Source organism: Mycobacterium simulans, from assembly GCF_900232995.1.
GTDB classification, from domain to species: domain Bacteria; phylum Actinomycetota; class Actinomycetes; order Mycobacteriales; family Mycobacteriaceae; genus Mycobacterium; species Mycobacterium simulans.
Genome location: NZ_OCVX01000101.1, coordinates 1 through 865, shown reverse-complemented (window position 1 = coordinate 865; position 865 = coordinate 1). Strand labels below are relative to the sequence as shown.

At 64.2% G+C, this 865-nt stretch carries 1 protein-coding gene; it reads right to left on the bottom strand.

All coding sequences use genetic code 11. From position 1 onward, the window contains the following. Positions 1-865, bottom strand: an 865-nt coding sequence (locus MSIMFI_RS27555; RefSeq protein ID WP_224770501.1) for a condensation domain-containing protein, incomplete at both ends; no start/stop codon positions are given.

The window sequence follows — 865 nt, the reverse complement described above, 5'->3', positions numbered from 1 at the left end:
CGGGATCGAGCACATCGATCGACGACAACCGCCGATCAGGATCGGCGGTCATCGCCACCAAAATCTTGCGCAACCGCCCCACCAGCGCCTCAATGCTGGCCGCGTCGAACACATCGGTGCGGTACTCGATACGCAACCGGAGTTCATCGCCGGGGATGGCTTGCACCGACAGCGGATAGTGGGTGGCTTCCTGCACGGCGACATCGGTGATGACCAACGCGTCAGCACCCCGGGCCTGCTCGGTGTCGAGGGGGTAGTTCTCGTAGACGAAAAGGGTGTCGAACAGCTTGTCCTGACCCGCGATCCGCTGAATCTCACTTAACGCGAGGTGCTGATGCTCGAGAGTGTCGTTGCGGAAGCCCTGCAGCTGCTCGACCAGCTCGACGGTGGTAGTGGCCGCAGTCAGGCGCGCGCGCACCGGCACCGTATTGATCAACAAACCCACCATCTGATCGGCACCGCTCAGCTCGGCGGGCCGGCCCGAGACCGTGGTACCGAACACCACATCGTGCTGGCCGGTCAACCCCACCAACACCTGCGCCCACGCCGCCTGCAACACCGTGTTGACCGTGGTGTGACACGACCGCGCCAACCCACTAAGCGCCTGCATGATCTCGGCGGGCATCGTAAACCATTGCACGCCTTGACTACCCAGCTCCAACCGATCCGCCGCACCCACCAACGTCGGGGTCTCAACACCGGCCAACACCGCACCCCAGGCCCGGCGTGCGGCCTGCACGTCACGGCCGGCAAGCCAGGACACGAACCTGCGGAACGGCAACGCCGCCGGCAGCGACTGATGGTGATAGACACCGAAAATCTCACGCAGCAGGATCGGCATCGACCAGCCATCGAGCACGATGTG